General features: G+C 70.4%; 23 protein-coding genes. 9 read left to right on the top strand and 14 right to left on the bottom strand.

Annotated features, from left to right (window positions below; translation table 11 throughout):
* Positions 1-186: 186 nt before the first annotated feature.
* Together DFJ67_RS06000 and DFJ67_RS44320 are read left to right on the top strand one after the other, a co-directional pair.
* The gene (locus DFJ67_RS06000; protein ID WP_116066974.1) at positions 187-891 is read left to right on the top strand and encodes a M23 family metallopeptidase; all 705 of its coding nucleotides are present in this window, start codon (positions 187-189) and stop codon (positions 889-891) included.
* A 292-nt stretch (positions 892-1,183) separates the two neighbouring features.
* A complete protein-coding gene (locus tag DFJ67_RS44320; protein WP_275407655.1) occupies positions 1,184-2,053 on the top strand; it encodes a M23 family metallopeptidase in 870 nt (289 codons plus the stop codon).
* 62 nt (positions 2,054-2,115) lie between these two features.
* Here the strand turns inward: DFJ67_RS44320 and pcrA are convergent, their stop codons facing one another.
* Positions 2,116-4,530, bottom strand: a complete 2,415-nt coding sequence (pcrA, locus tag DFJ67_RS06010; RefSeq protein ID WP_116066975.1) for a DNA helicase PcrA — start codon at positions 4,528-4,530, stop codon at positions 2,116-2,118.
* 184 nt (positions 4,531-4,714) lie between these two features.
* Between pcrA and DFJ67_RS06015 the strand changes: the two genes are divergently transcribed.
* The 3 genes from DFJ67_RS06015 (at position 4,715) to DFJ67_RS06025 (ending at position 8,129) form a co-directional block, all read left to right on the top strand.
* The gene (locus DFJ67_RS06015) at positions 4,715-6,547 is read left to right on the top strand and encodes a bifunctional metallophosphatase/5'-nucleotidase (protein ID WP_116066976.1); all 1,833 of its coding nucleotides are present in this window, start codon (positions 4,715-4,717) and stop codon (positions 6,545-6,547) included.
* A 276-nt stretch (positions 6,548-6,823) separates the two neighbouring features.
* Positions 6,824-7,117 (top strand): chorismate mutase, encoded by a 294-nt coding sequence (locus DFJ67_RS06020; RefSeq protein WP_116066977.1) that lies wholly within the window; start codon positions 6,824-6,826, stop codon positions 7,115-7,117.
* Positions 7,118-7,166: 49 nt separating this feature from the next.
* Positions 7,167-8,129, top strand: coding sequence for an alpha/beta hydrolase (locus DFJ67_RS06025; RefSeq protein ID WP_116066978.1), 963 nt, complete (start codon positions 7,167-7,169; stop codon positions 8,127-8,129).
* Here the strand turns inward: DFJ67_RS06025 and DFJ67_RS06030 are convergent.
* On the bottom strand, positions 8,056-8,877 hold the full coding sequence (locus tag DFJ67_RS06030; RefSeq protein WP_116066979.1) for a GNAT family N-acetyltransferase: 822 nt from the start codon (positions 8,875-8,877) through the stop codon (positions 8,056-8,058). The genes DFJ67_RS06025 and DFJ67_RS06030 overlap by 74 nt on opposite strands.
* 60 nt (positions 8,878-8,937) lie before the next feature.
* Here DFJ67_RS06030 and DFJ67_RS06035 point away from each other — a divergent pair, with 60 nt between their 5' ends.
* Positions 8,938-9,873 carry a MerR family transcriptional regulator gene (locus tag DFJ67_RS06035; RefSeq protein WP_116066980.1) on the top strand — a complete coding sequence of 312 codons (936 nt, stop codon included), beginning with the start codon at positions 8,938-8,940 and terminating at the stop codon, positions 9,871-9,873.
* Here the strand turns inward: DFJ67_RS06035 and DFJ67_RS06040 are convergent.
* The 7 genes from DFJ67_RS06040 to DFJ67_RS06070 all read right to left on the bottom strand — a co-directional run bounded on the left by DFJ67_RS06040 (position 9,866) and on the right by DFJ67_RS06070 (position 18,698).
* Complete coding sequence (locus tag DFJ67_RS06040) at positions 9,866-10,903, bottom strand: ABC transporter ATP-binding protein (RefSeq protein WP_116066981.1); 1,038 nt, start codon at positions 10,901-10,903, stop codon at positions 9,866-9,868. The genes DFJ67_RS06035 and DFJ67_RS06040 overlap by 8 nt on opposite strands.
* Positions 10,900-11,982, bottom strand: a complete 1,083-nt coding sequence (locus tag DFJ67_RS06045; RefSeq protein ID WP_116066982.1) for an ABC transporter ATP-binding protein — start codon at positions 11,980-11,982, stop codon at positions 10,900-10,902. The genes DFJ67_RS06040 and DFJ67_RS06045 overlap by 4 nt, the downstream gene beginning before the upstream one ends.
* A gap of 19 nt (positions 11,983-12,001) precedes the next feature.
* Positions 12,002-12,994 (bottom strand): ABC transporter permease, encoded by a 993-nt coding sequence (locus tag DFJ67_RS06050; protein WP_116066983.1) that lies wholly within the window; start codon positions 12,992-12,994, stop codon positions 12,002-12,004.
* Positions 12,995-13,094: 100 nt separating this feature from the next.
* Complete coding sequence (locus tag DFJ67_RS06055) at positions 13,095-14,834, bottom strand: ABC transporter substrate-binding protein (RefSeq protein ID WP_116066984.1); 1,740 nt, start codon at positions 14,832-14,834, stop codon at positions 13,095-13,097.
* A gap of 91 nt (positions 14,835-14,925) precedes the next feature.
* Positions 14,926-15,927 carry an ABC transporter permease gene (locus DFJ67_RS06060; protein WP_116066985.1) on the bottom strand — a complete coding sequence of 334 codons (1,002 nt, stop codon included), beginning with the start codon at positions 15,925-15,927 and terminating at the stop codon, positions 14,926-14,928.
* A 792-nt stretch (positions 15,928-16,719) separates the two neighbouring features.
* Positions 16,720-17,391: a response regulator gene (locus DFJ67_RS06065; RefSeq protein WP_116066986.1), complete on the bottom strand. Its 672-nt coding sequence runs from the start codon at positions 17,389-17,391 to the stop codon at positions 16,720-16,722.
* Between the two features lie 26 nt (positions 17,392-17,417).
* The gene (locus DFJ67_RS06070) at positions 17,418-18,698 is read right to left on the bottom strand and encodes a PspC domain-containing protein (RefSeq protein ID WP_409362912.1); all 1,281 of its coding nucleotides are present in this window, start codon (positions 18,696-18,698) and stop codon (positions 17,418-17,420) included.
* Between the two features lie 125 nt (positions 18,699-18,823).
* Between DFJ67_RS06070 and DFJ67_RS06075 the strand changes: the two genes are divergently transcribed.
* The 3 genes from DFJ67_RS06075 to DFJ67_RS06085 all read left to right on the top strand — a co-directional run bounded on the left by DFJ67_RS06075 (position 18,824) and on the right by DFJ67_RS06085 (position 22,002).
* Complete coding sequence (locus DFJ67_RS06075) at positions 18,824-20,284, top strand: PspC domain-containing protein (protein WP_116066987.1); 1,461 nt, start codon at positions 18,824-18,826, stop codon at positions 20,282-20,284.
* The gene (locus DFJ67_RS06080) at positions 20,281-20,643 is read left to right on the top strand and encodes a hypothetical protein (protein WP_116066988.1); all 363 of its coding nucleotides are present in this window, start codon (positions 20,281-20,283) and stop codon (positions 20,641-20,643) included. The genes DFJ67_RS06075 and DFJ67_RS06080 overlap by 4 nt, the downstream gene beginning before the upstream one ends.
* A 111-nt stretch (positions 20,644-20,754) precedes the next feature.
* Complete coding sequence (locus DFJ67_RS06085) at positions 20,755-22,002, top strand: phosphatidylserine decarboxylase (RefSeq protein ID WP_116066989.1); 1,248 nt, start codon at positions 20,755-20,757, stop codon at positions 22,000-22,002.
* On the opposite strand, the gene DFJ67_RS06090 is transcribed toward DFJ67_RS06085, so the two are convergent.
* Genes DFJ67_RS06090 through DFJ67_RS06110 form a run of 5 tightly spaced genes read right to left on the bottom strand, consistent with a single transcriptional unit; the run spans position 21,999 to position 26,193 of the window.
* Positions 21,999-22,595 (bottom strand): energy-coupling factor transporter transmembrane component T family protein, encoded by a 597-nt coding sequence (locus DFJ67_RS06090; RefSeq protein ID WP_116066990.1) that lies wholly within the window; start codon positions 22,593-22,595, stop codon positions 21,999-22,001. The two genes, DFJ67_RS06085 and DFJ67_RS06090, sit on opposite strands and share 4 nt — an antisense overlap.
* Positions 22,592-23,284, bottom strand: a complete 693-nt coding sequence (locus DFJ67_RS06095; RefSeq protein WP_116066991.1) for an energy-coupling factor ABC transporter ATP-binding protein — start codon at positions 23,282-23,284, stop codon at positions 22,592-22,594. Before DFJ67_RS06095 ends, DFJ67_RS06090 begins: the two co-directional genes overlap by 4 nt.
* Positions 23,281-24,402, bottom strand: coding sequence for a thiolase family protein (locus tag DFJ67_RS06100; protein ID WP_116066992.1), 1,122 nt, complete (start codon positions 24,400-24,402; stop codon positions 23,281-23,283). Before DFJ67_RS06100 ends, DFJ67_RS06095 begins: the two co-directional genes overlap by 4 nt.
* Positions 24,395-25,618, bottom strand: a complete 1,224-nt coding sequence (locus tag DFJ67_RS06105; protein ID WP_203783586.1) for a class I adenylate-forming enzyme family protein — start codon at positions 25,616-25,618, stop codon at positions 24,395-24,397. Before DFJ67_RS06105 ends, DFJ67_RS06100 begins: the two co-directional genes overlap by 8 nt.
* Complete coding sequence (locus tag DFJ67_RS06110) at positions 25,615-26,193, bottom strand: biotin transporter BioY (RefSeq protein ID WP_203783587.1); 579 nt, start codon at positions 26,191-26,193, stop codon at positions 25,615-25,617. The genes DFJ67_RS06105 and DFJ67_RS06110 overlap by 4 nt, the downstream gene beginning before the upstream one ends.
* Positions 26,194-26,226 lie beyond the last annotated feature (33 nt).

Raw genomic sequence — 26,226 nt, forward strand, 5'->3', positions numbered from 1 at the left:
CCGTGCGGGCGGTCGGACTTAATGTCCGCGAAACGCTCGTCCAACTTGAGAGTCGCTTAAGGGTTGGTTACCGTGTCCCACGGCTGCCAATCCGTTCCCCCCGGAAAGGCACTGCGGATCACCGGCGTTCACCCCCCGTGACAAACGCCATGACCGCCCAAGCTGTTCCGACAACGGAGGGTGTGCGTGCGCCAGCGCTTGTCGTCTGAGAAGGACCGATATCGCGGTCGGCGACGCGTCCCTACCCCGCCTCGCAGCCGTTACGCGATCGTCGTCACCGGTGCGTTCGTCGGAGCGGGCGTGGTCGCCCTCGGCGCCAGCGCGATGCCCGACGCCAAGACTGTCGACCCCCAGGTCCTCGCCGGCCTGCACGAAACCGGTGTCGACAACGCTCTGCACGAGCGCGCACAAGACGCCACCAAGGCCTCGCGGTCCGAGCGCTCGCCGAAGCTGGAGACCTCGCTCGCCGAGTCTCCCGACGTCTGGCAGCTCCCGCTCTCCGGCTACACCTTCACCACCCCCTATGGCATGCAGGGCGACGAGCTGCACGCCGGCATCGACCTGGTCGCGCCCGAGGGTGCGCCGTTCTCCGCCGTGCACGCCGGCGTCGTCAAGGAAGCCGGCTGGATCGGTGGCTACGGCATGGCCGTGATCATCGACAACGGCGACGGCAGCGAGGTCATCTACGCCCACGCGCGCCAGCTCCTCGTGCAGAAGGGCCAGCAGGTCAAGGCCGGCGACATGATCGGCCTGGTCGGCAGCACCGGCCACTCGCGCGGGCCGCAGCTGACCATCGAAACGCAGGTCAATGGCGAGTCCACCGACCCGATCCCGTTCTTCAAGGAGCGCGGAGTGGACATCCAGCTACAAGTGGACTCAATCTACGGCTGAGTAGCCGCCCCTGCACCCAGGGTGCTGTCCACCGAACCGCCCGTCGCCAACGCGATGGGCGGTTTTTTGGTGCCCCTGACCAGGCAAAGTTTCCTGCGCCACAGCCGCCGGTGTGACGGCGGCCACTCCGCTGGGCGGAACCCGTACCGGTGTGTAGCGGGCCAGATCGGGACATAGCCGCCCTCACTCAGCGTGGCCATCACCACGGCGTACGCATGGCCGTCGCTGGGCTGAATGCGGCTCGTACCAACATTTGCCGGTCCGTGCCGCACAACCACGGAGGTTCCCCCTCGTGCAATCGAACTACCCGTACGACCCGCAGCACCGCGAGCCCGAGTCCCAAGCTCAGGACGCGTTTACCGAGCCGACGCCCCGGTCGCCGCTCGGCCTGCGCGACCGAGTGCTCTCGAGCTTCGCCGGGCGCGGTCGCGTGGTCGCGCTGGCCGCCGTGGGCCTGCTCAGCCTCGGCATAGCGGGTGGCGCCATCGCTACTGTCGGTAACGACAAGTCGGAAACCCCCGATACGATCGCCGTGGCCGACCAGCAGGCCCGGGTCGACGCGCTCAGCCGAGCCGACCGCTCCGCCCGCTCCCCCCTCGCGGTTCCCACCGTGAACCCCACCACCGCGAGCGCCACCCCCAAGGCCTCGCTGAAGCTCGCACCGCCCAAGGCGGTGGCCAAGCCCCCCGCGGTCAAGAAGGTCGCGCCCAAGGCGACGAAGAAGGCCGCTCCGAAGAAGGCCGGCCCAGTCATTTCCAACGCCGGCTGGACCTCCCCGATGCCGGGCTCCGACGTCACGTCGTGCTTCGGCATCCGCTGGGGCGTCCCGCACCAGGGCATCGACTTCGCGATGCCGGAGAACACGCCTGAGCTCGCCGCCGCCGCGGGCACCGTGTTCGCCGCCGGCTGGAACTACACCGGCTACGGCCTGTCCGTCGTGATCGACCACGGCGACGGCATCTTCACGCACTACGCACACATGAACGCCGCCGCCGTCGAGGTCGGCCAGACCGTCAAGGCCGGTCAGGTCATCGGCTACGAAGGCTCGACCGGCGACTCGACCGGCCCGCACCTGCACTTCGAGGTGCACCAGGGCATGTGGAACCAGATCGACCCGGCGCCGTTCCTGAAGGCCAAGGGCGTGCCGATCGTCGGCTGCTGAACTGCCATCCCCCCGGTAGATGGTGGGCCCGGTCCGTTAATCGGACCGGGCCCCCGTCAGTTTCAGAGCTTTTCGACCGGGGCGTGCCGGAGGACCAGCCACATGGTCTGGTCGCCGAAGTCGATCTGGGCCCGCGCGTTGGGGCCCTGACCTTCGACGGCCAGGACCCGGCCGAGGCCGTAGCGCTGGTGGTTGACCCGGTCGCCGACCGCCACCTTGGGCGCCTGGCGCAGCTCGCTGGCCGTCGAGAGCTTGCTGGCGTCGATGCCGAGCCGCTGAGCCAGGGCCGCGGCCTTCGGGGTGCCACCCGAGAAGCCGCCACCGCGGGCCGCGCCGCCGCTCGGTGACGTGGTCGACCGGCCGCCCACGCCGCCGCCGCTGCCGGACCACGACGTGTAGGCGCCTTCGGTGCGCTCCCAGCGGACCAGCTCTTCGGGCAGCTCGGCGACGAACCGGGAGGTCGGGTTGTAAGACGGCGCACCCCAGGCCGAGCGGGTGACCGCACGGGAAAGGTAGAGCCGCTGGCGGGCCCGGGTGATGCCGACGTAGGCCAGCCGGCGCTCTTCTTCGAGCTCGGTGTTGTCGCCGAGCGCGCGCATGTGCGGGAAGACGCCGTCTTCGAGGCCGGTCAGGAAGACGATCGGAAACTCGAGGCCCTTGGCGGTGTGCAGCGTCATCAGGGTGACCACGCCCTGGTGGTCGGGGTCGTCGGAGGGCACCTGGTCGGCGTCGGCGACCAGCGCGACCTGCTCAAGGAAGCCGGCCAGGCTGGCCTGCTCGTCGTTGCCCTCGACCCGCTCGGTGAACTCGCGGGCGACGCTGACCAGCTCCTGAAGGTTTTCCACCCGGCCGGCGTCTTGCGGGTCGGTGCTCTCCTCGAGCTCGGCGAGGTAGCCGGATCGGGTCAGCGCCGCCTCGAGCACCTCTTCGGGCGGGGCCGTGTCGGACAGCTCGCGCAGGCCCTCGAGCAGGCCGACGAAGTCGCCGATGCCGTTGAGCGCCCGGCTGGAGATGCCCGGCGCGTCGCTGGCCCGGCGCATCGCGGCGCCGAACGAGATGCGGTCGCGGGTGGACAGCGCCTCGATCGCGCCCTCGGCCCGGTCGCCGATGCCGCGCCGCGGCGTGTTCATCACGCGGCGGATGCTGACCGTGTCGTCGTCGTTGACGATCGCGCGGAGGTAGGCCAACGCGTCGCGGACCTCGCGCCGCTCGTAGAAGCGGACGCCGCCGACCACCTTGTAGGGCAGGCCGACCCGGATGAAGACCTCTTCGAAGACCCGGGACTGCGCGTTGGTGCGGTAGAACACGGCCACGTCGCCGGGGCGGGCCTCGGTGTCGTCGGTCAGCCGGTCGATCTCGCGGGCCACCCAGTCGGCCTCGGCGTGCTCGGTGTCGGCCACGTAGCCGACGATGCTCTCGCCGGGGCCCTGATCGCTCCACAGGCGCTTGGGCTTGCGCGACGGGTTGCGGGAGATCACCGCATTGGCGGCGTTGAGGATGGTCTGGGTGGAGCGGTAATTCTGCTCCAGCAGGATCGTGCGGGCGTTGGTGTAGTCGCGCTCGAACTCGAGGATGTTGCGGATCGTCGCGCCGCGGAACGCGTAGATCGACTGGTCGGCGTCGCCGACCACGCACAGCTCGGCCGGCTCGACGCCCTCGGTGCCGGAGACCAGCTCCTTGATGAGCTGGTATTGCGCGTGGTTGGTGTCCTGGTATTCGTCGACCAGCACGTGCCGGAAGCGCCGCCGGTAGGTCTCGGCGACGTGTGGGTGCGACTGGAACAGGTGCACCGTCGTCATGATCAGGTCATCGAAGTCGAGCGCGTGTGCCTCTTTGAGGCGGCGCTGGTAGAGCGTGTAGGCCTCGGCGACGGCGCGCTCCATCGGGCCCTTGGCCCGGTCGGCGAAGGTCTCCGGGTCGACCAGCTCGTTTTTCAGGTTGGACACCTGCGCGGCCAGGCCGCGAGCCGGGTGGCGCTTGGGGTCGAGGTCGAGCTCGCGCGCGACGAGCTGCATCAGCCGGCGCGAGTCGTCGGCGTCGTAGATCGAGAACGTCGACTTGAGACCGGCGTGGTCGTGCTCGGCCCGCAGGATGCGCACGCAGGCCGAGTGGAACGTGGACACCCACATCAGCCGGGCGCGCGGGCCGACCAGCGCCGCCACCCGCTCCTTCATCTCGCCGGCGGCCTTGTTGGTGAACGTGATCGCGATGACCTGGCCGGGATGCACGTCGCGGGCCGCGAGCAGGTAGGCGATGCGGTGGGTCAGGACCCGGGTCTTGCCCGAGCCGGCGCCGGCCACGATCAGCAGCGGTGACCCGGCATGGGTCACCGCGTCGCGCTGTGGGCCGTTGAGGCCGGACAGCAGCGCCTCGGGGTCGAGTTTGGGGCGCGCGGGCCGGCGCGGCTGGTCGCCGTCGGGCGCGGGCACCGCGGCTTCGCCGCCGTCGGACATCGGGATTTCGAAGAGAGCACGCATCGCACCGCGAAGTCTATTCCGACCGTCCGACAACTTCCCGGCTCCCCAACGGCAGGTCCGTGCGCCTATCCGACACCGTGTTGTCATCGATGGACCTCTGGTGTCTTGTCGACCGAAAGAGAACGATGACCTTGTCGCGTCCCCTCGTCCGGGTGACGCCCCCCTCGATCACACAGGAAGTGACATGCCGATCACGAGTCGACCTGGCCGCTTGCTGCGCTACCTCGCAGCCCCGGCCCTCGCCCTGGGGGTGATCGTCGCCCTGCCCGGTGCGGGCGCCTCCCCCGCGGCGGCCGCACCCGCGCTGACGCCCGTCTCCGTGACGTTCGGGAACTCGCACGGTGCCAAGCTCGCACAGGGCAACCTGCTCGCCTTCAACGACTTCCACGGCTCCATCGACCCGCCCACCGGGTCGGGTGCCGCGGTCAACGGGGTCCCGGCCGGTGGCTCCGAATATCTGACCACCGCGGTCAAGCGGCTGCGCGCCGAGGCCAAGGGCGAACACCGCCTGAGCACCACGGTCGGCGCCGGCGACATGGTCGGCGCGTCGCCGCTGGTCAGCGCCGCGTTCCACGACGAGCCCACGATCGAGATGCTCAACGTGCTGGGCATGGAGATCACCTCGGTCGGCAACCACGAGTTCGACGAGGGCACCGACGAGCTCCAGCGCCTCCAGTTCGGCGGCTGCCACCCGGTCGACGGCTGCCAGGACGGCGACCCGTTCTACGGCGCCGACTTCACCTACCTCGCCGCCAACGTGGTGACCAAGCGGCTCAACCTGCCGCTGCTGCTGCCGTTCAACATCCGGATCGTCGACGGCGTGCCGGTCGGCTTCGTGGGCATGACTCTCGAAGGCACCCCGGGCATCGTCAACCCGGCCGGCATCACCTCGGTCACCTTCAAGGACGAGATCGAGACCGCCAACAAATACGCGACCCTGCTGCGGCTGCTCGGCGTCAAGTCGATGGTGCTGCTGCTGCACGAGGGCGGCGCGCAGTCCGGCACGCCGCAGACGGTCGACAGCTGCACCAACTTCAGCGGGCCGGTCGTCGACATCGTCAAGGGCCTGCGGCCCGAATACGGCATCGTCGTCTCCGGGCACACCCACCGCTTCTACTCGTGCAAGCTGCCCAACTCGGCGGGCAACGACGTGGTGGTCACCAGCGCCGGCACCAACGGCCAGATCGTCACCGACATCGACTACTCGCTCGACAAGAAGACCGGCAAGTTCGCCGAGATCACCGCACGCAACGTGGTCGCCGAAAACGGCGTCCGCAACGAGAACGGCACCTACCAGACCAACCCCGACGGCACGTTCGTCCGCAACCCGGCGCTGGTCGACCCGGCCGCGAAGCAGCTGGCCGACAAATACCGCGCCGCGGTCGCGCCGATCAGCAACCGGATCGTCGGCTCGATCACCAAGGACATCGTCCGCGACACCGGGACCAACCAGGAAAGCCCGCTCGGTGACGTGATCGCCGACGCGCAGCTCGCCTGGACGCAGGCCGACGGCGCCCAGATCGCGTTCATGAACCCGGGCGGCATCCGGGCCTCGCTCCCGTTCGCCAACTCACCCGGCGGCGAGGCACCCGGCCAGGTCACCTACGGCGAGGCGTTCACCGTCCAGCCGTTCAACAACCTGGTGGTCACCCAGACCGTGACGGGCGCGCAGCTCAAGGACGTGCTCGAGCAGCAGTTCCCGGGCTTCGCCGGGCAGACCACCCAGCGGGTGTTGCAGGTGTCGGGTGGCTTCACCTACACCTACGACACGCGGCTGGCGGCGGGCTCGCGGGTGTCCAACCTCGCGCTCAACGGCACGCCGATCGACCCGGCCGCCACCTACCGGCTCACCACCAACGACTTCCTGGCCAACGGTGGCGACGGTTTCACCAACCTGACCGCGGGCACCAACCGCACCACGGCGCCCGGTTTCGACGTCGACGCGCTGGTCGGCTATCTGGGCGCCAACGCCCCGGTGGCACCCGGCCCGGCCAACCGGATCACCCGGCTCGGCTGACCCGGTGGTGTGGCGCCGACCACGAGAGCGGTGGGCGCCACACCCCGGTCGCTCTTGCGCCGGTTTGGGCACGCGGGCATACTTGCGAACGTGATCCAGAGGTCGCGATTTTACTTTTACTACGGCACCGGGAGTCCGGCAGCCGTAGGTCGCGCCTGAGAGCACAAGACCTGCGAGAAGCCCCGGGCTCCTGGAGCCCGGGGCTTTTCTCGCCTCGGGGTCCAGGCGGCCCGACCAGCCAAGAGAATCAGTGAGATGGCCCCCGAGGAGCACGAAATGAGCACCAACATCGTCGCCCAGCCGAGCACCGGGACCGAAGACGCCGACGCGGCAAAACGCATCCGCGGTATGCGTGAACGCATCGACGAGATCGACGCCGCCATGATCGAGCTGTGGCAGGAGCGCGCGGCGCTGTCCCAGCAGGTCGGCGCCACCCGCGTGGCGTCCGGCGGCACCCGCCTCGTGCTCTCCCGCGAGCGGGAGATCCTGGAGAAGTTCCGCACCGCCCTGGGCGCCGACGGCACCCAACTCGCGCTGCTGATCCTCCGGGCCGGCCGCGGCGCACTCTGACTCGCCGGTTCGGCCGCGCGGCCCAGGGCCGCGGGCGCAGCATGGGGATATGCCCATCTACGACCGGACGAGCATCCCCGCGTCAGTAGGCCGGGGCACCCTCGACCCCGAACTCGCCGAATGGCTGCCGCACGGCCCGACCCTCGGCGCCGACGTCTCGATCGCGGAGGGGCGGCGTGACCACGAGATGCTGGGCGAGGGCCCGTGGCCCGAGATCGGCGCGATGGACACGCTCGTCCTGCCGGGCCCGCACGGTTCGCTGACGGTGCGCCGGCACACGCCGGCGCGGCAGCCCCGGGCCCCGGCGGGCGCGCTGGTCTACGTGCACGGCGGCGGCTTCACCTACGGCACCCTCGACGAGTTCGAAGTGCCGATGCGGCTGATCGCGCAGCGGGCCGGGATCCTCACCTACGCGCTCGACTACCAGTTGGCGCCGGAGGCGAAGTTCCCGGTCCAGATCGACGAGATCGAATATTTTGTACGTTGGCTCTTCGACAACGCCGACGACGAGGGCGTCGACCCCGCCCGGATCGCCCTCGGCGGCGACTCGGCCGGCGGCAACATGACCTGCGTGGTCGCGCTCAAGCTGCGCGACGAGGCCGGTCCGGTGCTGGCGTTGCAGGTGCCGCTGTTCCCCGAGGCGGCGTTCCCGGGTGACACGCCGGCGGGCAGCGAGAACCGCTCCGGGCTCTACCTGGAGACCAACGGCATCTACGAGATGGTCCGCAACTACCTGAAGAACACCGATGACGGCCGGCATCCCTACGTGACGCCGATGAACGCGGCGTCGCACGCCGACCTGCCGCCCGCGATCCTGGTCACCAACGGGTTCGACCCGCTCCGCGACGTCGGCCACGAGTACGCGCTCCGGCTGGCCGCTGCCGGCAACGACCTGACCTACGTACACAATCCGGATCTGACCCACGGGTTTCCGCAGTTCACCCGCCACTCCGCCGCCTGTCACGAGGCGACGATGCTGCTGGCCGACCTGATCGGCGAGCAGATCGGCTAGGCCGGCAGGAACACGGCCCAGGTCTGCGCGGTCCGGAAGCCCATCGACTCGTAGAGCGGCACGCCGAGCGGGGTGGCGTGCAGGAAGGCGTGGCGCGCACCGGCCGCATACCGTCGCGGAGCACCGCCGCGGTGGCCGCCCGGCCGTAGCCGCGCCGCCGGTGCTCCGGCGGGACGGAGATGTTGAAGACGCCGACCTGGTCGTCGATCAGCACGCCGAACGACGTGGCCACCACCGTGCCGGCGACCTCGACGACATAGCCGCGCATCGCCGGGTGATCGAGCAGGGCGGGCCGGCTGAACCCGTCGAAGATCGACTCAGGGCCTTCGTAGCCGTCGGCGAGCGCCTTGCGGTAGAGGTCGCCGTCGGCACCGGTCACCCGGCGAACACCCGGACCGGCGTCGACCGGCCCGGTGAGTTCCTTGAGCATGAACGGCAGCGGTAGCCGCTGGGTCAGGCCGTGCCCCGCCGCGAGCGCCGCGACCCGCTCGGCGTCGTCACCGCCGCGCACCTGGACGCTCCAGGGCAACTCGGAAAGCCGCGGCGAGTCGGCGAACGCCGACACCTCGTCGACGTCGACCGGGCCGGTGACGGCGAGCACCCCGTTGAGCGTCGGCACCGGAATGCCGGTGATCATCTCGGTGGTGCCGCGCGGCCCGGTTTGATGAAAGCCGCCGGGCAGCGCCTCCACGCACAGTGCGATCGCCCGCACCCACGCCCGCGCCGCGGCGGTTACCTGTTCCCCCATGCGGCCACCGTAGCCAACGGGGTTGCATCTCCACCTGGTGGAGGTCGCAGAGTTGTCGGCATGCGGGAGCACTACTCGATCGGTGACCTGGCGCGCCGCACCGGGCTGCCGGTGCGCACGATCCGGTTCTACTCCGACGCGGGCCTGCTGCCGCCGACCGACCGCAGCACCGCCAACCACCGCCGCTACGACCTCGAAGCGGTCGCCCGCCTCGACCTCATCCGCACGCTGCGCGAACTTGGCCTGGACCTGGCCACGATCCGTGGGGTGCTGGCCGAGGAGCTTTCGGTGGCGCAGGCCGCCGCGCGGCACGCCGACGCGCTCGACGTGCAGATCCGCATCCTGCGGCTGCGCCGCGGGGTGCTGCGCGCGGTCGCGAGGCGGGGCTCAGACCCGAAGGAGATGGAGCTCATGCACCGCGTCGTCCAACTGTCCGAAGACGAGCGACACCGGCTGATCAACGATTTCATCGACCGCACGTTCGGCGACCTCGACGCCAACGAGGATTTCGTCGCGCTACTCCGGTCGATGCGGCCCTACCTGCCCGACGAGCCGACCACCGAACAGGTCGACGCCTGGATCGAGCTGGCCGAGTTGGTGCGCGACCCCGACTTCATCGCCAGCGTCCGGCGGATGGCCGAGCACCAGGCGGCCGAACGCGCCGACGGCGGCCGGATGGGCCTGCACCACCAGCTGACGATGAAGGTGCGCGATCGGGTCACGTCGGCGATGGAGGCGGGCATCGAGCCCGCCTCGCCGGCCGCGGCCGCGGTGCTCGACGAGATCGTGGCGAGCTACGCGGAGACGTTCGAGACCACCGACACCGCCGCCTACCGGGCCAAGCTGCTGACCCGGCTGCGGACCGCGAACGAGCCACGGACCGAGCGCTATGTGCACCTGATCGACATCATCAACGACACGCCGGTGGCGGCGCCGCTAGGGCCGGTCTTCGACTGGCTCATAGCGGCGCTCGAACACCACCCGGCTGCTATTTGATGGTGCCGTCTTCCGGGAAGTGGCAGGCGGCGAGCGATCCGTTGGGCTTGATGCTCAGCGGCGGCTCCTGGGTGGCGCAGATTTCCTGCGCCTTCCAGCAGCGCGTGCGGAAGCGGCAGCCCGACGGCGGGTTGAGCGGCGTCGGCACGTCGCCTTCCAGCCGGATCCGGCCGGAGGCGCCCATCTTCGTCACGTCGGGCACCGCCGAGAGCAGCGCGCGGGTGTAGGGGTGCGCCGGGCGCTCGTAGATCATGTTGCGGTCGCCGACCTCGACCATCTTGCCGAGGTACATCACCGCGATCCGCTGGCAGAAGTGGCGGACCACGGCCAGGTCGTGCGCGATGAAGACGAACGCCAGGTCGAGCTCGCGCTGCAACTCGCGCAGCAGGTTGATGACCTGGGCCTGGATCGACACGTCGAGCGCGGAGACCGGCTCGTCGGCGACGATGATCTTCGGGCGCAGCGCGAGCGCGCGCGCCACACCGATGCGCTGCCGCTGGCCGCCGGAGAACTCGTGCGGGTAGCGGTTGTAGTGCTCGGGGTTGAGGCCGACCAGCTCCAGCAGCTCCTGGACGCGCTTCTTCACGCCACCCGGCGGCTTGATGCCGTTGACCTGGAGCGGCATCGCGACGATCCGGCCGACCGTGTGGCGCGGGTTGAGCGACGCGTAGGGGTCCTGGAAAATGATCTGCATGTCCTGCCGGAGCTGACGCAGCCCGGAGCCCTTCGCGTGGCTGATGTCCTTGCCCTCGAAGGTGATCTTTCCGCTGGTCGGCTCGAGCAGGCGGACCAGCATCCGGCCCGTCGTGGTCTTGCCGCAGCCGGACTCGCCGACGAGACCGAGGGTCTCGCCCGCGTCGACCGAGAAGCTGACGCCGTCGACGGCACGCACCAGCGCGGACCGGCCGAACATCCCCGACCGCACCGGGAAGTGCTTGGTCAGGTCGTCGACGACCAGCAGCGGCTCGGCCCGGCGGCGGGACGGCTCGACCGGCGCGGCGCCGGGCTCCTGAACCAGGGTCTCGGTCATTGCGCGACTCCAGCGGACGGTGCGATGTCTTCGGCGTAGAACCTCTTGCGGTCGGCCTCGGACAGATGACAGGCGACCAGGTGGCCACGCTCCTGGACCTGGTGCAGCTCGGGCACCTCGGTGAACGAGCGGTCGCCGTTGCGGCCGGCGTAGCGACAGCGCGGGTGGAACGCGCAGCCGGTCGGCAGGTTGATCAGCGAGGGCGGGTTGCCCTTGATCGGCACCAGCTCGGCGTCGGCGTCGCCGTGCAGCGACGGGACGCTGGCCAGCAGGCCCCAGGTGTAGGGGTGCTGCGGGCGGCGCATGACCTGCTCGACGCTGCCGAACTCGACCTGGCGGCCGCCATACATCACGAGGACGTCGTCGGCGACCTGGGCGACCACGCCGAGGTCGTGGGTGATCATGATGATCGCCGAGTTGAACTCACTCTGGAGGTCTTCGAGCAGGTCGAGGATCTGCGCCTGCACGGTCACGTCGAGCGCGGTGGTCGGCTCGTCGGCGATCAGCAGGTCGGGGTCGTTGACCAGGGCCATCGCGATCATCGCGCGTTGCCGCATACCGCCGGAGAACTCGTGCGGGTATTGGTCGGCGCGGCGCGCGGGCTGCGGGATGCCGACCCGGCCGAGCATGTCGACGGCGTGCTTGCGCGCTTCGCTCTTCGAGGCCTTCGGGTGGTGCACCTGGTAGGCCTCGGCGATCTGCGAACCCACCTTGAAATAGGGGTGCAGCGCCGACAGCGGGTCCTGGAAGATCATCGACATGTCGCGGCCACGCAGGCGGCGGGTCTGCTCTTCGGACATGCCGACCACGTTGCGACCACCGACCAGGATCTCTCCCGAGATCCGGGCCCGCTTGGTGTTGTGCAGGCCCATGATGGTCAGCGACGTGACGCTCTTGCCCGACCCGGACTCGCCGACGATGCCCAGCGTCTTGCCGCGCTCGACCGAGAACGACACGCCTTCGACGGCCTTGACGACGCCGTCTTCGGTGGGGAAGTGCACTCGCAGGTCGTTGACCCGCAGGTAGGCACCCGTGTCGGCGGTTGCCGAGCTCTGTGGCGCCGAGGTTGGTGCGGTCACTGTTGTTCTCCCTCGCGCTTCAGCTCAGCCGGACCCGTGGGTCGATCACGGCGTAGAGCACGTCGACGATGAGGTTCGCGACGATGATGAACACTGCGGCCAGCAGGACCGTCGCGACGACGATCGGCAGGTTGAGGAAGTTGACCGCGTCGACGGTCTCCTTGCCCAGCCCGCGGAAACCGAAGATCGTTTCGGTGATGAACGTGCCACCCAGCGACGCGCCGATGTCGAGGCCGGCGATCGTGACGATGGGCGTGATGGCGGCCCGCAGCGCGTGCTTGGTGTAGACCCGGCGCAGCGGCAGCCCCTTGGCGCGGGCGGTGCGCACGTAGTCTTCGGAGAGCGTCTCCAGCATCTGGGCACGCGAGAGCCGGGCGTAGATCGCCGAGTTGAGGAAGCCCAGCGTCAGCCAGGGCAACAGCAGGCCGACCGCCCACTGGCCCGGATTCTGCGTCAACGGCGTATAGGACGGGAATGGTAAGAGGCCGGTCAGGTAGACCAGGATGTAGAGCAGGATCAGGCCGAAGAAGTAGACCTGCATCGACGCGCCGGTCAGCGAGATGCCGATGGCGACCTTGTCGAAGACCGTGCCTCTGCGCAGCGCGGAGATCATGCCCAACGAGATGCCGATCAGCAGCCAGACGATGGCGGCGCCGGTGACGATGCTGATCGTGACCGGCACGGTGCGGCCGAGGATGGCGGTCACCGGCTCGTTGTTGCGGAACGAGTAACCGAGGCAGGGCGCATCGCAGCGCTGCTCGAAGTCGGTGCCCTTGGCGTAGGTGCGGCCGACGAAGATGCCACTCATGAACTTGGTGTATTGCGTTGTGATCGGCTCACGAAGGCCGAGTCGGGTCTCCACCACGGCGATCTGCGCCGGGTCGCAGTTCTTGCCACACATCACCTTCGCCGGGGACGAAGGCACAGCGAAGAACAGCCCGAAGACGATGATGCTGATCGCGATGAGCGTGACGACGCCGACGAGCACGCGACGGGTGATGAACCGGGCCATGGGATGCACCTATCCGATGGAGACTGCCGCGCCGGGTGCGGGTGGCCTCCTTGTAGGAGAACCACCCGCACCCACCTAACGGCGTTGCGAGGTTACTGAGCTACTGCTTGACGAAAATCTTGTTGAGCTGCAGGAGGCCGAACGCGTCACTGAGGTACGCGTTGCCGACCTTCGAGCCGTGGAGCACGTACGTGGCGTCGTAGTAGGCCGGGATCTCGGGCACGAAGTCCGTCATGAGCTTCTTGTCGAGAGCCATCCATGCCGCGTCCTGCTCGGCCGCGGGCAGCTTCTTGACCCGGTCGATCTCGGCGCTGATGGTCGGGTCGTTGAAGTACGACAGGTTGTTGTTGCCCTCAGGCCTGAGCTCACGACCGTCGTAGAGCGGCGGGATGATCGTCGAGCCGGTCGGCCAGTCCGAACCCCAACCGTGCAGGTAGAGGTCGTACGGGTTGTTCTTGCGACCGATCTCGTCGTAGTAGCTGGTCGACTCGATCGGCTTCAAGGTGACCTTGAACCCGGACTTCTCCAGGCCTTCCTTGATCGCGGCGGCCTGCGCGGTGCGGAGCGGGGTGTTGCTGTGCGCGAGAACCAGCGCCGGCGGCGTGGTGCTGCCGAGGATCTCCTTGACCTTCGCCGGGTCACCGGTGGCCGGGGCGTTGTAGGCGTCGTAGGCCTCGAAGCCCGCGGTGGTCGGCGACATCAGCGTGCTGGCCGGCGAGCCGGCGGAGGTGCCACCGATCGCCTTGAGCGCGCCGTCACGGTCCAGGCCGTAGTAGAGCGCCTCGCGGACCTTCTTGTCGGTGATCCGCTGGTTGTTGATGCCCACGTACCAGACGTATTGCGTGGGGCCCTTGACGACGCGCGGCGCGACGGCCGGGTCGGTCGTGCGGGGAAGCACGGCCGGGGGAACGTCGGTCCAGGTCAGACCGGTCTGGTCGGCCGGCGCGTCAGCGACCAGCCGCTCAGCGATCTGCTCGGCCTCAAGGGTGAACGTGAACTTCACGTTGTCCGGGTAGGCGTTGCGGATCGGGTCGGTGTTGGGGTCCCAGTTGGTGTTGCGCTCGAGCTCGAGCGTGTTGTCCCGGGTGTAGGACTTCACCTTGTAGGGGCCGGACGAGAACGGACGCAGGTCGTACTGCGCGCGGGTGTCCTTGGCCTGCGGAACCGGCGCGGACGTCGGCAGCGCGGCCGCGTACGGCATGTCGCAGTGGGGGTCCGCGAACGTGAACCTGATCGTCTTGTCATCCGGGGTCTCGACGCCCTGCGGAGTCGGCGCACCACCGTTGTAGGGGCCCTTGTAGGTGGCGCCGCCCGGGTAGAGCCACTGCTGGATGTATTGCGGACCCTCGTTGAGCTCGTCGGCGAAGCTACGGGCGATGCCGTAGGCGACGTCCTTCGAGGTGATCGCCGAGCCGTCCTCGTACTTCAGGCCGTCGCGGAGCTTGAACTCCCAGACCTTGCAGTCCTTGTTGACGTCGGTGCCCGGGTTGGTCGCCAGGTCGCCGACCAGTTTCATCTGGCCGGAGCCGTTCTCCTGGTAGCCGTTGAGCGACCGGTAGATCAGGTTGGCGGTAACCTGCTGCGTGTTGACGTAGTTACGGGCCGGGTCCAGGTGCTCGAAGTCGCCCACCTGGAACACGTTGATGGTGCCGCCCTTGGTGGCACCGTCGACCGCCTTGGCCGGGCCGGTGTTGTCGGCGGCGTCGTATGAGATCGCACCGCTCTGGGTCTTGGCGGGCTCGTTGGAGCTGCCGTCATTCTGGGTGGTTTCACTGCAAGCCGAGGCGCTGAGCGCCACGGCAAGAGCGCCGACGATCAGCGCTCCTCCTTTAAATCGCACGATCTTCTCCCTTCCCGCCCGGCTGGGGCCACCTAAGCTCCCGAGACGACCGAACGAAACGTGCGTGTTGCGAAAGTCTTGGCTTCCCCGGCTATCGCGTGGACTTGGGGTCCAGGGCGTCGCGCAGCGAGTCACCCAGCAGGTTGAACGCGAGCACGAGGATGAAGATCGTCAAGCCCGGCCAGAGGGTGTAGAACGGATCGGTCGCGACGTATTTGATCGAGTTGAAGATCATGCGGCCGAGGTCTGGCGTCGGCTCGATCACGCCGATGTTGAGGAACGCGAGCGCCGCTTCGGTGGTGATGAAGGCGGGCACGTTGAGCGACAGCGTGACCAGGATGGGCGCCCAGATGTTGGGCAGCAGCTGCCGGAAGAGGATGTGCCAGGTGCTGGCGCCGGCCGCGCGGGCCGCCTCGACGAACTCGCGTTCGCGGAGCGTGATCACCTGACCGCGGACCAGCCGGGCCGTGTAGGTCCAACTGAAGAGCGCGAATGTCGAGATGATCAGGATGACCCGGAAACTGGCCGGGATCGCGTCGCGGTCGCCGTAGAAGCGGTCTTCGAGAATCGGGATGATCGCGAGCGCGAAGATCAGGAACGGGAACGCCAGCGTCAGGTCGATGAACCAGTTGATCCCGGTGTCGAGCCAGCCGCGGGCGTAACCGGCGACGATTCCGATCACGACACCGATAGCGGAGGCCACGATCGCGGAGGCGAATGCGATCAGCAACGACGTGCGCATGCCGTAGACCAACTGCGCGAGGATGTCGCGGCCGAGTTGCGGCTCGAGACCGAGCCAGTGCGTGCCGTTCATGCCGCCCGCGTAGCCCAGCGGGATGGCGCTGAAGTCGTTGAGCTTGTCGTTGAACTGCTCGGTCGGCGTGATTCCCCGAACCGCGGTGATCACCGGCGAGAGCAACGCGATGATGCCGAGCACCACAAGCGTGACGGCACTGACCGAGGCGGTGCGATCGCGCTTCAGCCGCAACCAGGCGAGCTGGCCGGGCGACCGCCCGACGAACTCCTTTTTGGGCTGTTGATCTGCGGGCACATCGGCCGGGGAGTTGACCTCCAACGCAACGTTGCCACTCATGCCGTCGGGAACGGCTACAGGGGCGTCAGGCGCCGAGTCGGTCGTACTCATGGACGGGGGCCTCCTAGATCGGACGAAGGGTCGCTCCGCCTGTTCGGCAAAAACTAGCTGTCGTGAAGCGACTTCGGAATAGTCGAATGCATCGTTCAGATAACAGTGATGTCTCCGAACGAGCAGTCAGGTGTAACAGTCAGCCGACTGTGCACATCAGACGGAAGGCAGCGCAAATCGGGCCAAATCGAATCGCCGTTAAGCGATCGATTGGGACCGTTTTGCGCCGTTCTATCGATGAGCGCAGCAGCCAACCGCCATCGTTCCGACACGCTCCGTGCAGATGACGAGACGCGTCGGCGGAGATTTTAGGTTGCACTGGCGGGGGAAGATTGTCGTGGAGACTTGCGGGCACACGGCGGGTTGTGCGTGCTCGCGCCACGGTCAGTTGCGGGCCGCGGCGGGATCACCGCCCGCGGCGGTCCTCCTGCGGACCGCCGACATGGTATGCACGCCATCCCGCACCTACCGAACTCCCACGCGCCTTACCCGCGGCGGGGCAGCCGCCGCGGCCCAGGGTCGCGATGTTGATCCAAATCGGGTGCCCGTCGGGTGTTTGCGGAGCGAACCGGGTCTACACGGCAGCGGGCACGCTGCCTAGATCAACACAATTCGGTGCCTCGCACAAGAGTTTGGCCAAACCAACCGCGGACCTGGCAGCGAAGCAAAGCGAGCGCTCTCTGGCGGGAGCGAAGGTCCGGACCACCGCGGATCCGAGTAAATATGTTTATATCCGAACATTCACACTAGACGGCGGTCTGCCGCCCAACGCGAGAGCTCGTAGCGGTTCGACATCTGGAGCTTGCGCAACACGTTGGACACATGCGTCTCCACCGTCTTGATGGAGATGAACAGCTCCTTCGCGATCTCCTTGTAGGCGTAGCCGCGGGCCAGCAGCCGGAGCACCTCGCGCTCGCGGTTGGTGAGCTGGTCGAGCTCCGGGTCGGCGACCGCCGTGTCGGAGCGGCTCGCGAACGCGTCGAGGACGAAGCCGGCCAGGCGGGGGCTGAAGACCGCGTCGCCTTCGGCCACCCGCCGGATCGCGGCGGCGAGCTCGTCGGAGGAGATGGTCTTGGTGACGTAGCCGCGGGCGCCGGCGCGGATCAGGCCGATCACGTCTTCGGCGGCGTCGGAGACGCTCAGCGCCAGGAAGCGGACCTGCGGGTGGGTCCGGCGGACCACCTCGAGCACCGCGCGGCCGCCACCGTCGGGCATGTGCACGTCGAGCAGGACGACGTCGGGCTCCAGGGCGCCGATCCGGCTGACCGCCTCGGCCACCGAGCTGGCCTCGCCGATCACGTCGACCCGCCCGGCGAGCTCGGCGCGGACGCCGGCCCGGAACATGGCGTGGTCGTCGACGACGAACACCCGCAGCGCCTGGGGTGCCTCGGTCGGCGTCGGGTTGTCGGTCATCGCAGCTCACCTGTCCTTGCTGGCATTTAGCTCGGGCGGGCCGGGGCGGCCGCGGCCGTGGCCCGGGAGATCGGGAGGAACAATCGAACCTCGGTGCCGGTGCCCGGCTCGCTGCGGATCTCCGCCCGGCCACCGTGTCGGGTCATGCGGCCGATGATCGAGCCGCGCACCCCGTGCCGGGTCTCTTCCACTGTAGATGGGTCGAAGCCCGCACCGCGATCGCGGACGAAGACGCTCAACTGGTCGGGCTCGGCCTCGGCGTAGAGGGAGACGGTCTGCACCTTGGCGTGCCGGGCGGCGTTGACCATGGCCTCCCGGGCGGCCGCGACCAGCGCGCCGACCCGCTCGTCGGTGTCGCGGTCGCCGACCACGACGGTCTCGACGGTGATCGCGAAGGTGTCTTCGACCTCGGCCGCCGCCTGCTCCAGGGCCGCGGCGAACCGCTCGGTCGGCGAGGCGGTGGGCTTGTAGAGCCAGTTGCGCAACGAGCGCTCCTGGCCACGGGCGAGCCGCTGCACGACCTTGACGTCGCCGGCGTTGCGCTGGATCAGGGCGAGCGTGTGCAGCACCTGGTCGTGCACCATGGCGGCGACCTCGGCGCGCTCGGTCTCCCGGATCCGGCCCTCGCGCTCGGCGCGGAGCTGGTTGAACGTGCGCCACAGGGCCGGGCCGGCGACCACCGCGACGCCGAACAGGCCGACCAGCGCGAAGATCACGCCGTTGACGACGGCGCCGATGTCACCGGACGGTGCGTAGACCGCGACCACGCCGATGATGCCGGTCGCGACCAGCACGCCGCCGCCGATGAAGCGGAGCAGGAAGGCCCGGCGGTCACTCTCGTCGACCACCGCCGCGAGCCAGGGCATCTGGGGCAGCGTCTCGCTCCACTGCCGGCGCCGCTCCGGGTCGGACTGGTGCCAGATCACGCCGGCGCCGACCGCCACGAGCGCGATCAGCCAGCCACCGGTGGCCGCGGCGCCCACCGAGTCGAACAGGATGCCCTGGGTGATCAGCACCGCGACACCGATCACCAGGAACGGCAGGATCTGGGCGAAGCTGCGGCGGGTGGCGTCTTCGGAGGTGCGCGCCCGTTGCGGCAACACCGCCCAGAAGGCGGCGTAGAGGAGCAGGCCCAGCCCGCTGAACCCCAGCAGCAACACGAACGCCACGCGTACCCGGGTGGCCGGGATGCCGAGATGGTCGGCCAGACCGGCGGCCACGCCGGCGACCATGCGGCGGTCGCGGGCGCGGTAGAGGCGCGGGGCAGTCGGTGCGGTGATGACGGGCTCCTTCCGGGTGGTTTCGATCGTCACACGCATCGCCACCCGGTGACCACGGGGAGGCCCCTTAACCTGGGCGCTCGATATCTCAGGGTGGCGTCAGGGTCCGTTCCTGAGGCCGCTCGGGCACCCGCACCGCCAGTATCGACGTTATGACCGACACCCCCGAGCCAACGGCCGGCGAGCGCCCGGCGGACGAGGCCGCCGCGCCGCCGCCCGGACCACCGCCGCCCCCGCCGCCGGGTGCCGGCGCCACGACCGCAACCGGCGGATTCACCACGCGGTACGGGCTGGTGCGCCCGTACAACGGCCGATACCTCGCCGGGGTCTGCGCCAGCATCGGGCGGGCCACCAACACCGACCCGATCCTGTGGCGCGTGCTCTTCGCCGTGCTCACCGTGTTCTTCGCGGTCGGCGTGCTGATCTACGTGACCGCGTGGCTGCTGATCCCGGCCGAGGGCGACAGCGCGTCGCCGATCGAGTCGGTGCTCGGCAAGGGCCGGTCCAGCATGTCGCCGGTCACCGCGATCATCCTCGGCGTCGGGTGCGCGGTGCTGTTCGGCTTCCTCGTCACCGACGCGTTCCGGGCCGTCCTGCTCGGCGCGGCCATTCTGATTGGAGGCGCGTTGCTGCTCAACCGCAACCAGCGCGGCCCGCAGCCGGTGCCGTCCGGCGCCGCGGCGGGCGGCGGTTTCAGCTGGTCGACCGTGTCACCGTGGGCCGGCACCGCGCCCTGGCGGTCGGCGCCGGAGCAGCCGACCGGCCCGGTCGCGGCACCTGCCGCTCCGCCGATGCCGCCACCGGTCGCGGTCGACGAGCCCACCCGGGCCTACGAGGCACCGACGCCGACCGCGCAGTTCCCGCCGGCCACCGGCCCCTACCCGCCCCGCCAGCAACAGGGCTACCAGCCGCCGTTCGCGCCCTATGGGCCCTACGGTGGGCCGCCGCCACCGCCACCCCCCGCGCCGGCCCGGCCGGCCAAGCCACCGAAGCCGCCGAAGGAGCGCTCCGCGCTCGGCGCCGCCACCTTCTCGATGATCTTCGTGGCGATGGGCGTCGTGGCGATGCTCGACCTGCTCAACGTGATCCGGGTGCGGCCGACCACCTATTTCGCCGCCGCGCTGCTCACCATCGCGCTCGGCCTGCTGGTCGGCACCTGGTTGGGCCGGGCCCGCTGGCTGATCGCGCTCGGTGTCGCCGCCGCGGCCGCGCTGGGCATCTCCTCGATCGCCGAATACCAATACGACCACGACCAGCACGGCATCACCAAGGACGCCGTGTGGGAGCCGCTCTCGATGGCGGAGCTGCGGCCCACCTACCGGCTGCCGTTCGGCGACGCCCGGCTCGACCTGACCAACCTCGACTTCGCCGGCCAGAGCAAGGAGGTCGACATCTCGCTCAACGCGGGCCAGCTCGACGTGCGGGTGCCCGACAACGTCGACGTGATCGCCGACGTCAACGTCGACGCGGGCGACGCACAGATCTTCGACCGGTCCACCAGCGGGCTGGGCCAGTCGATGACGGTCGCCGACAACGGCGAAGACGGCGTCGGCGGCGGCACGCTGCGGCTGACGATCCACGTCAACACCGGTCAAGTGGAGGTGTCCCGATGAAGCCGCACCGCACAGACCTGCTCTCGCTGGCCTTCGCGATCATCTTCCTGGCGATCTTCGGCTGGTGGGTGTTCGCCCAGGTGGTCAACGTCGACGTGCCGGCGCCCGGCTGGTGGGTCGCGTTCGGCCTGATCCTGCTGGGGCTGCTGGGGCTGATCGGCGCGATCCGGTCGACCCGCAACGCCGGCACGGCGCAGCGCTCGGCGGTGCCGGCCGTCGATCCGGTGTCGCCGGTCCAACCCCTGTCGCCGGCCCAACCCCTGTCGCCGGTCAACCTGGAGCCGGCGACCGCCGGCGAGCCCACCGCCGACCTCGGCGACCCGGTCTCCGCTCCGCCGCGTGGTCAAAGCCGCGACTAGCGTCCCGCGCCACCTATGCTGGCCGGTGGAGGTTTTCGCCTCCGCCGGCCAGCCGCCTGTTCGCTCGTGCCGCCGGCCTTACGATCCCGACCGCTGAGGAGCCAGCCCGATATGACCGCCTCCCCCGCGCACCCCGCCGACAAGGGCCGCGACAACGTCGGCGAGCGCGCCGCGCGCACGCTCACCGCCGAGCTGGCCCGCCACGCCGGCCCGAAGTCCGCCCTGGTGGTCGGTGCCGTGCCCGGGTCGGCGGTGCTCCAGTCCGCGATCGACACGCTGTTGCCCGGCGACAGCCTGGTGGTGACGCCCGGCGTGGGCACCACCACCGCCGCCCTGCGCGCCCACGTCCACCAGCAGGGCCAGTGGGTCGCTGACCGGGTCCGGGTGGCCGAGTCGGTCGGCGAGTCCGACGCGGCGCAGATCGTGATCGTCGCCGAGCCGCTCCGCGGTTCGGCCGAAGACGCCCGGGCTACCATCGACGGGCTGGCGAAATACCTGGCCGACGGCGGTGTGCTGAGCATCGCGGCGCCGGCCCTGCCCGGGCTGACCGGTGGCGCGGCCGCCGAACTCGACCGGCAGGCGGCGCTCTTCGGCGTCGGCTCCGACCTGGTGCTGGCCAACCGGCCGCCGGTCCGGGTGCACCGGCTGCGCTTCTCCCCCGCCGACGCCGCCGCGGCCGAGCGACTCGCGCCGGCCTACCGGCCGTCGAGCGTCCCGGTGACCCGCGGCATGCACATCGACTCCAATGGCGTGGCCGCCGCCGGCATCGCGTTCGGCCTGGCCGCGCTGGCTCGCCGGGCCCGCCCGGCGTCGAAGCTCTGGCTGGTGCCGGCGATCGCCGCGCTCCCGGTGGCCGCGTTCTTCCGCGACCCCGAGCGCGACGTGCCGGAAGACCCGTCGGCCGTGGTGGCCGCCTCCGACGGCAAGGTCCTGTCGGTCGAGCGGCTGACCGACGACCGCTTCGGCGACGGCGAGTTCCTCCGCATCGCGGTGTTCCTCTCCGTGCTCGACGTGCACGTCAACCGCGCACCGGTGGCCGGCAAAGTGGTCGACTACTTCGTCACCGACGGCGGCTACGCGGCGGCGATGAAGCCGGCGGCCGAGCACAACGTGGCGGCCTACACGGTGCTCGACACCCCGCGCGGCACGGTCGTGGTCGCGCAGCGCACCGGCCTGATCGCCCGCCGGATCGTGCAGCGGGCACCGGTCGGCGCCCTGCTGGCCCGGGGCGAGCGCTTCGGCCTCATCCGCTTCGGCTCCCGCACCGACATCTACCTGCCGGCCGGCACCGCCGACGCCCTGGTGGCCCCGGGCGACCGGGTGCTGGGCGGCGCCTCGGTCGTGGCGCGCTGGCGTTAGTCGACGCCACGCGCCGTGAGCGCGTCGGCCAGGTCGTCGGCGTGCTTGAGGGCCATCACCAGCAAAGGCACGACAAAGGCGAGCGGTGCCAGGGGTACGCCACGGGCGCGCTGTGCCTCGCGGATCTGTGCGGCGTACCCGGCGATGACCGGGATCGTGGTGATGGTCATCGAGAGCATCAGCGCGACCCGGCCGGGGTTGACCCGCAGGTGCCGCAACGGTGCCAAGGCCCGCTCGATGGCGTCGACCAGATCCTCGGTGCGGGTGGTGAGGGTGACCAGGTTGGCCAGCAGGATCACCGCGACCACCCGCACGATGTTGGCCGCGACCGTGCGCCCGGGCAGGAAGAACACCTGGCTGACCAGCATCACCAGCACCAGCCAGCGCAGGATCCAGACCTGCCGGCCGGGCTCAGCCATGCCGAGCCCGGCGAGCAGGTAGCCGCCGGCCACCACGACCACCGACCCGGCCAGCAGCCACGGGTTGGCCGGCGCGAGCGAGACCGCCAACGCCAGCGCCATCACGCCGAGCAGCTTCGGGCCGGCCGGCAACCGGTGCAGGGCGCTGTCGCCGGGGCGGAAGAGCGAGATCACGCCAGGTCCTGGTCGCGTTCGTAGCGGGCGATCACCGGGCCCGGCTCGCCCTGGTCGACCAGGCGGCCACCGTCGAACCGCACCGCGACGTCGCACCGGGCGGCGAGCCGAAGGTCGTGGGTGACCAGCACCAGTTGCTGCGGCATCTGGTCGAGCAGGAAGCCCGCGATCCGCCGGCTGTTGACCCCGTCGAGGTAGGCGGTCGGCTCGTCGGCGACCACCAGGCTCGGCTCGCCGATCAGCACCGCGCACAGTGCCAGGAGTTGCTTCTCCCCGCCGGAGAGCGAGTGGGCCGGCGAGTCGGCGTAGCCGGTCAGGCCGACCCGGTCGAGCGCGGCGGCGACCCGGTCGGCGATCTCGGCCCGGGACAGACCGCGGCGGCGCAGCGAGAACGCGGCGTCCTCGGCGACGGTCGGCATGATGATCTGGGTGTCCGGGTTGCTGAACACGAACCCGACCCGGCGGCGCAGTTCCTTGGCCTGGCGGACCGGGTCCAGCCCGTGTACGCGTACCGCACCGATGGTGGGCGTGATCAGGCCGTTGAGCGTGCGCGCGAACGTCGACTTGCCCGAGCCGTTGGAGCCGATGACCGCGATCCGCCGCTCGGTCAGCCGCACCGACAACTCGCTTACCGCCGTGCGTCCGCCGGGGTATTCGACGGTGACGTTGTCGAGCACGATGTCGCTCATCGCACGACCTCGAACAGGGCAGCGACGCCGAGGCCGCCGCCGACCGCCGCCGTTGCCAGGCCGAGCGTGCCGGCCGGGGCGCCGGCGCGGACCAACCGGCTGAACAGCCGGACCACGCTCACCGCCGCGCTCGCTCCCCAGGGGTGACCGAGCGCCAGCGCACCGCCGTCGGCGCACACCCTTGGGTCGACATCGTCGTCGGCGGCCAGGCCCAGGCGGGTCAACGACGCCAGCGCTTGTGCGGCGAACGCCTCGACGAGTTCGATGGCGGCGACCTCGGCCAGGTCGCGGCCGGCATTCTTCAGCAGGGTCTCGACGGCGGCGACCGGGCCGAGACCGGGTAGCGCCGGGTCGCAGCCCACCGTGGCCGTCGCGATGATCGCGAGGCCGGGCACGCCGGCGGGGACGATCGCGACCGCTGCGGCGCCGTCGCTGTCGCGGCAGGAGTTGCCGGCGGTCAGCGTGCCGCCGGCGTCCGGGAACAGCGGCGGAAACCGGTCGAGCAGCGCCGGAACGCGCGCCCTCGGTCCACTATCGACGGTGACACCGGCCACCGGCACGATCTCGCCGGCGAATCCGCCGCGCTCGCGGGTGGCGACGGCGAGCCGGTGACTGCGCGCGGCGTACGCGTCCTGCCGCTCCCGCCCGATCCCGTCGAGCACGGCCAGATCCTGCGCGGCGCGAACCATGTCGGGGTCGGCATGCCCGGGCGGCGCGAACGGTGCCCGGCGGTAGGCGACGCCGTCGGCGATCCGGGTCGGCGCGGTCGAGCAGCTCTCCACTCCGCCGGCGATCCGCAGCCGGCCGTCGCCCGCCCGGACCGCCTCGGCGGCGGTGATGATCGCCGCCAGGCCGCTGCCGCACTGCCGGTCGATGGTCATCCCCGGCACCTCGACGCCGAGCCCCGCGGCCAGGGCCGCCACCCGCGCGATGTTGCCGCCCGGTCCCATGGTGTTGCCCAGCACGACATCGCCGACCGGCCCGGCCGACCCGGCGTCGTCGAGACAGGCCCGGATGACCGGCGCGGCGAGCTCGGCGGCGGTGCGGTGGGCGAGCCCACCGCCTTTGACCGTGATGGGGGTACGCCGGGCCGCCACCACGACGGGAAACTCAGACAACCCGGGCCACCCGACCCTCGATCGCGTCCAGCCGGATCTGCTCCCGGGCCGGCTTGCCCGCGGCCGTCCGCGGCAGCCGGTCGACCCAATACCAGCGGCGCGGCCGGTGGGTGCCGGTCAGCAGCGTGCCCGCCCGGGCCCGCAACTCACCGGCCGTCGGCGGCCGCCGCCCGGGTGCGGGCTCGATCACCGCGGCGACGAGGTCGCCGGCCCGCTCGTGCGGCAACGCGAACACCACGGCGTCGGCGATCCCCTCGATCCCGAGCAGCGCCGCCTCGACGTCTTCGGGCACGACGGTCGCGGCCGCGGTCAGGATCGCGCCGTCGCTGCGCCCCAACAACCGCAGCGGGTCGACCTCGGCCAGGTCGCCGACCGTGCCCCATCCGTCGGCGGTGCGGCGGAACGGCCCGTCGACCGCGCCGAGGTAGCCACCCGCGAAGTAGCCCGAGCGCACCCACAGCGCGCCGTCGTCGACCCGCACCTCGACGCCGTCGAACGGCCGCAGGCCCTGCCCGTCGGGGTCGGCCGCCACAAAGGACAGTTCGGCGGCGCCGTAGTAGCTGACCACCGCGATCCCGGCGGCCTCGGCCCGCTCGCGCAGCCGCGGGTCGAGCCGCGCACCGCCGATGAGAGCCACCCGCAGCCGGTGTGCGGCGCCGGACTCGAGGATGTCGCGCAGCGCGTAGGGCGTGCCGTGCAGCACCGTCGCGTCGGCGAGGTCTTGAGCCGAGACGGTGTGCGTGCGCGGTAGCACGACGGTGGCGCCGAGCGCGCGAGCATGTGCGACGGAGAACATCGTCACCGAGGACACCAGCGGCGACGGGAGGTAGACCACGTCGTCGGCGGTCAGCCCGGTCAGCCGCTCGACGCCCGGAAACGACGCCGCCCAGGACTCTTCGGTGCGCACCACCACCCGCGGCGTACCGGTGCTGCCGCTCGTGAAGGTCCCCCACGCCATGCCGGGTGCCGGCGCCGCCGCGTTCACCCGGTCGCGCAGGCCGGCCCAATAGCCGGGGTCCCAGCGGTCGTCGCCGATCAGCGGCAGGCCGCCTGCGGCGCGCACGGCGAGCGCGGTGACCAACGCGTCGACCCGGTTCTTGTCGCGGATCGGCACGGCGCGGCCTGGCAGGTCGACACCCGCCTTGCCGGCGGCGGCGATCCGGTCGCGCAGCTCCGCTTCGGTGAGGACGGCGTCACCGCAGACGAGCCCGGTCACGCGGCGACCCGGCGGGTCGGGTTGCCGAACGCGCGCGGGTAGGCCCGCCACAACGCCATCGTGATGATCGTCGCGACCACGGCCTTGAGCAGGTCACCGGGCAGGAAGGCGGCGGTGGTCACGATGGTCTTGCTGAGCGGCAGCCGGGTGACCAGCGACTGCACCGGCACGCCGATGACGTACACGATCAATGCCCCGCCGATGAAGCACCCGAGCGCGGTGCGCCACCAGACCGGGGGCCGTGCCCCGAACCGCACGATCGCGCCGACGACGAGCGCCCCGAAGATCCAGCCGATCAGGAAGCCGGCCGACGGTCCGACGAACACGCCGGCCCCGCCGCGACCGCCGGACAGCAGCGGCAGCCCCGCGAGAACGAGCAGAAGGAAGATCAGGACCGCGCTCGCGCCGCGCCACGGGCCGAGCACCGCGCCGGCGAGCATGACGCCCAGGGTCTGCGCCGTGATCGGCACCGCTCCGCCGGGCACGGTGATCGCACCCGGAATCCCCAGCACGGCGATGATGGCGGCAAAGACCACGATCCGCGTGAGGTCTCGCATCTCGAACTGCTGCTGCACAGCTCTTCCTCTCCCGAACGCCGTTCACCTGAA

Origin of the sequence: Asanoa ferruginea, from assembly GCF_003387075.1 — a bacterium.
In the GTDB taxonomy this organism is placed as follows: domain Bacteria; phylum Actinomycetota; class Actinomycetes; order Mycobacteriales; family Micromonosporaceae; genus Asanoa; species Asanoa ferruginea.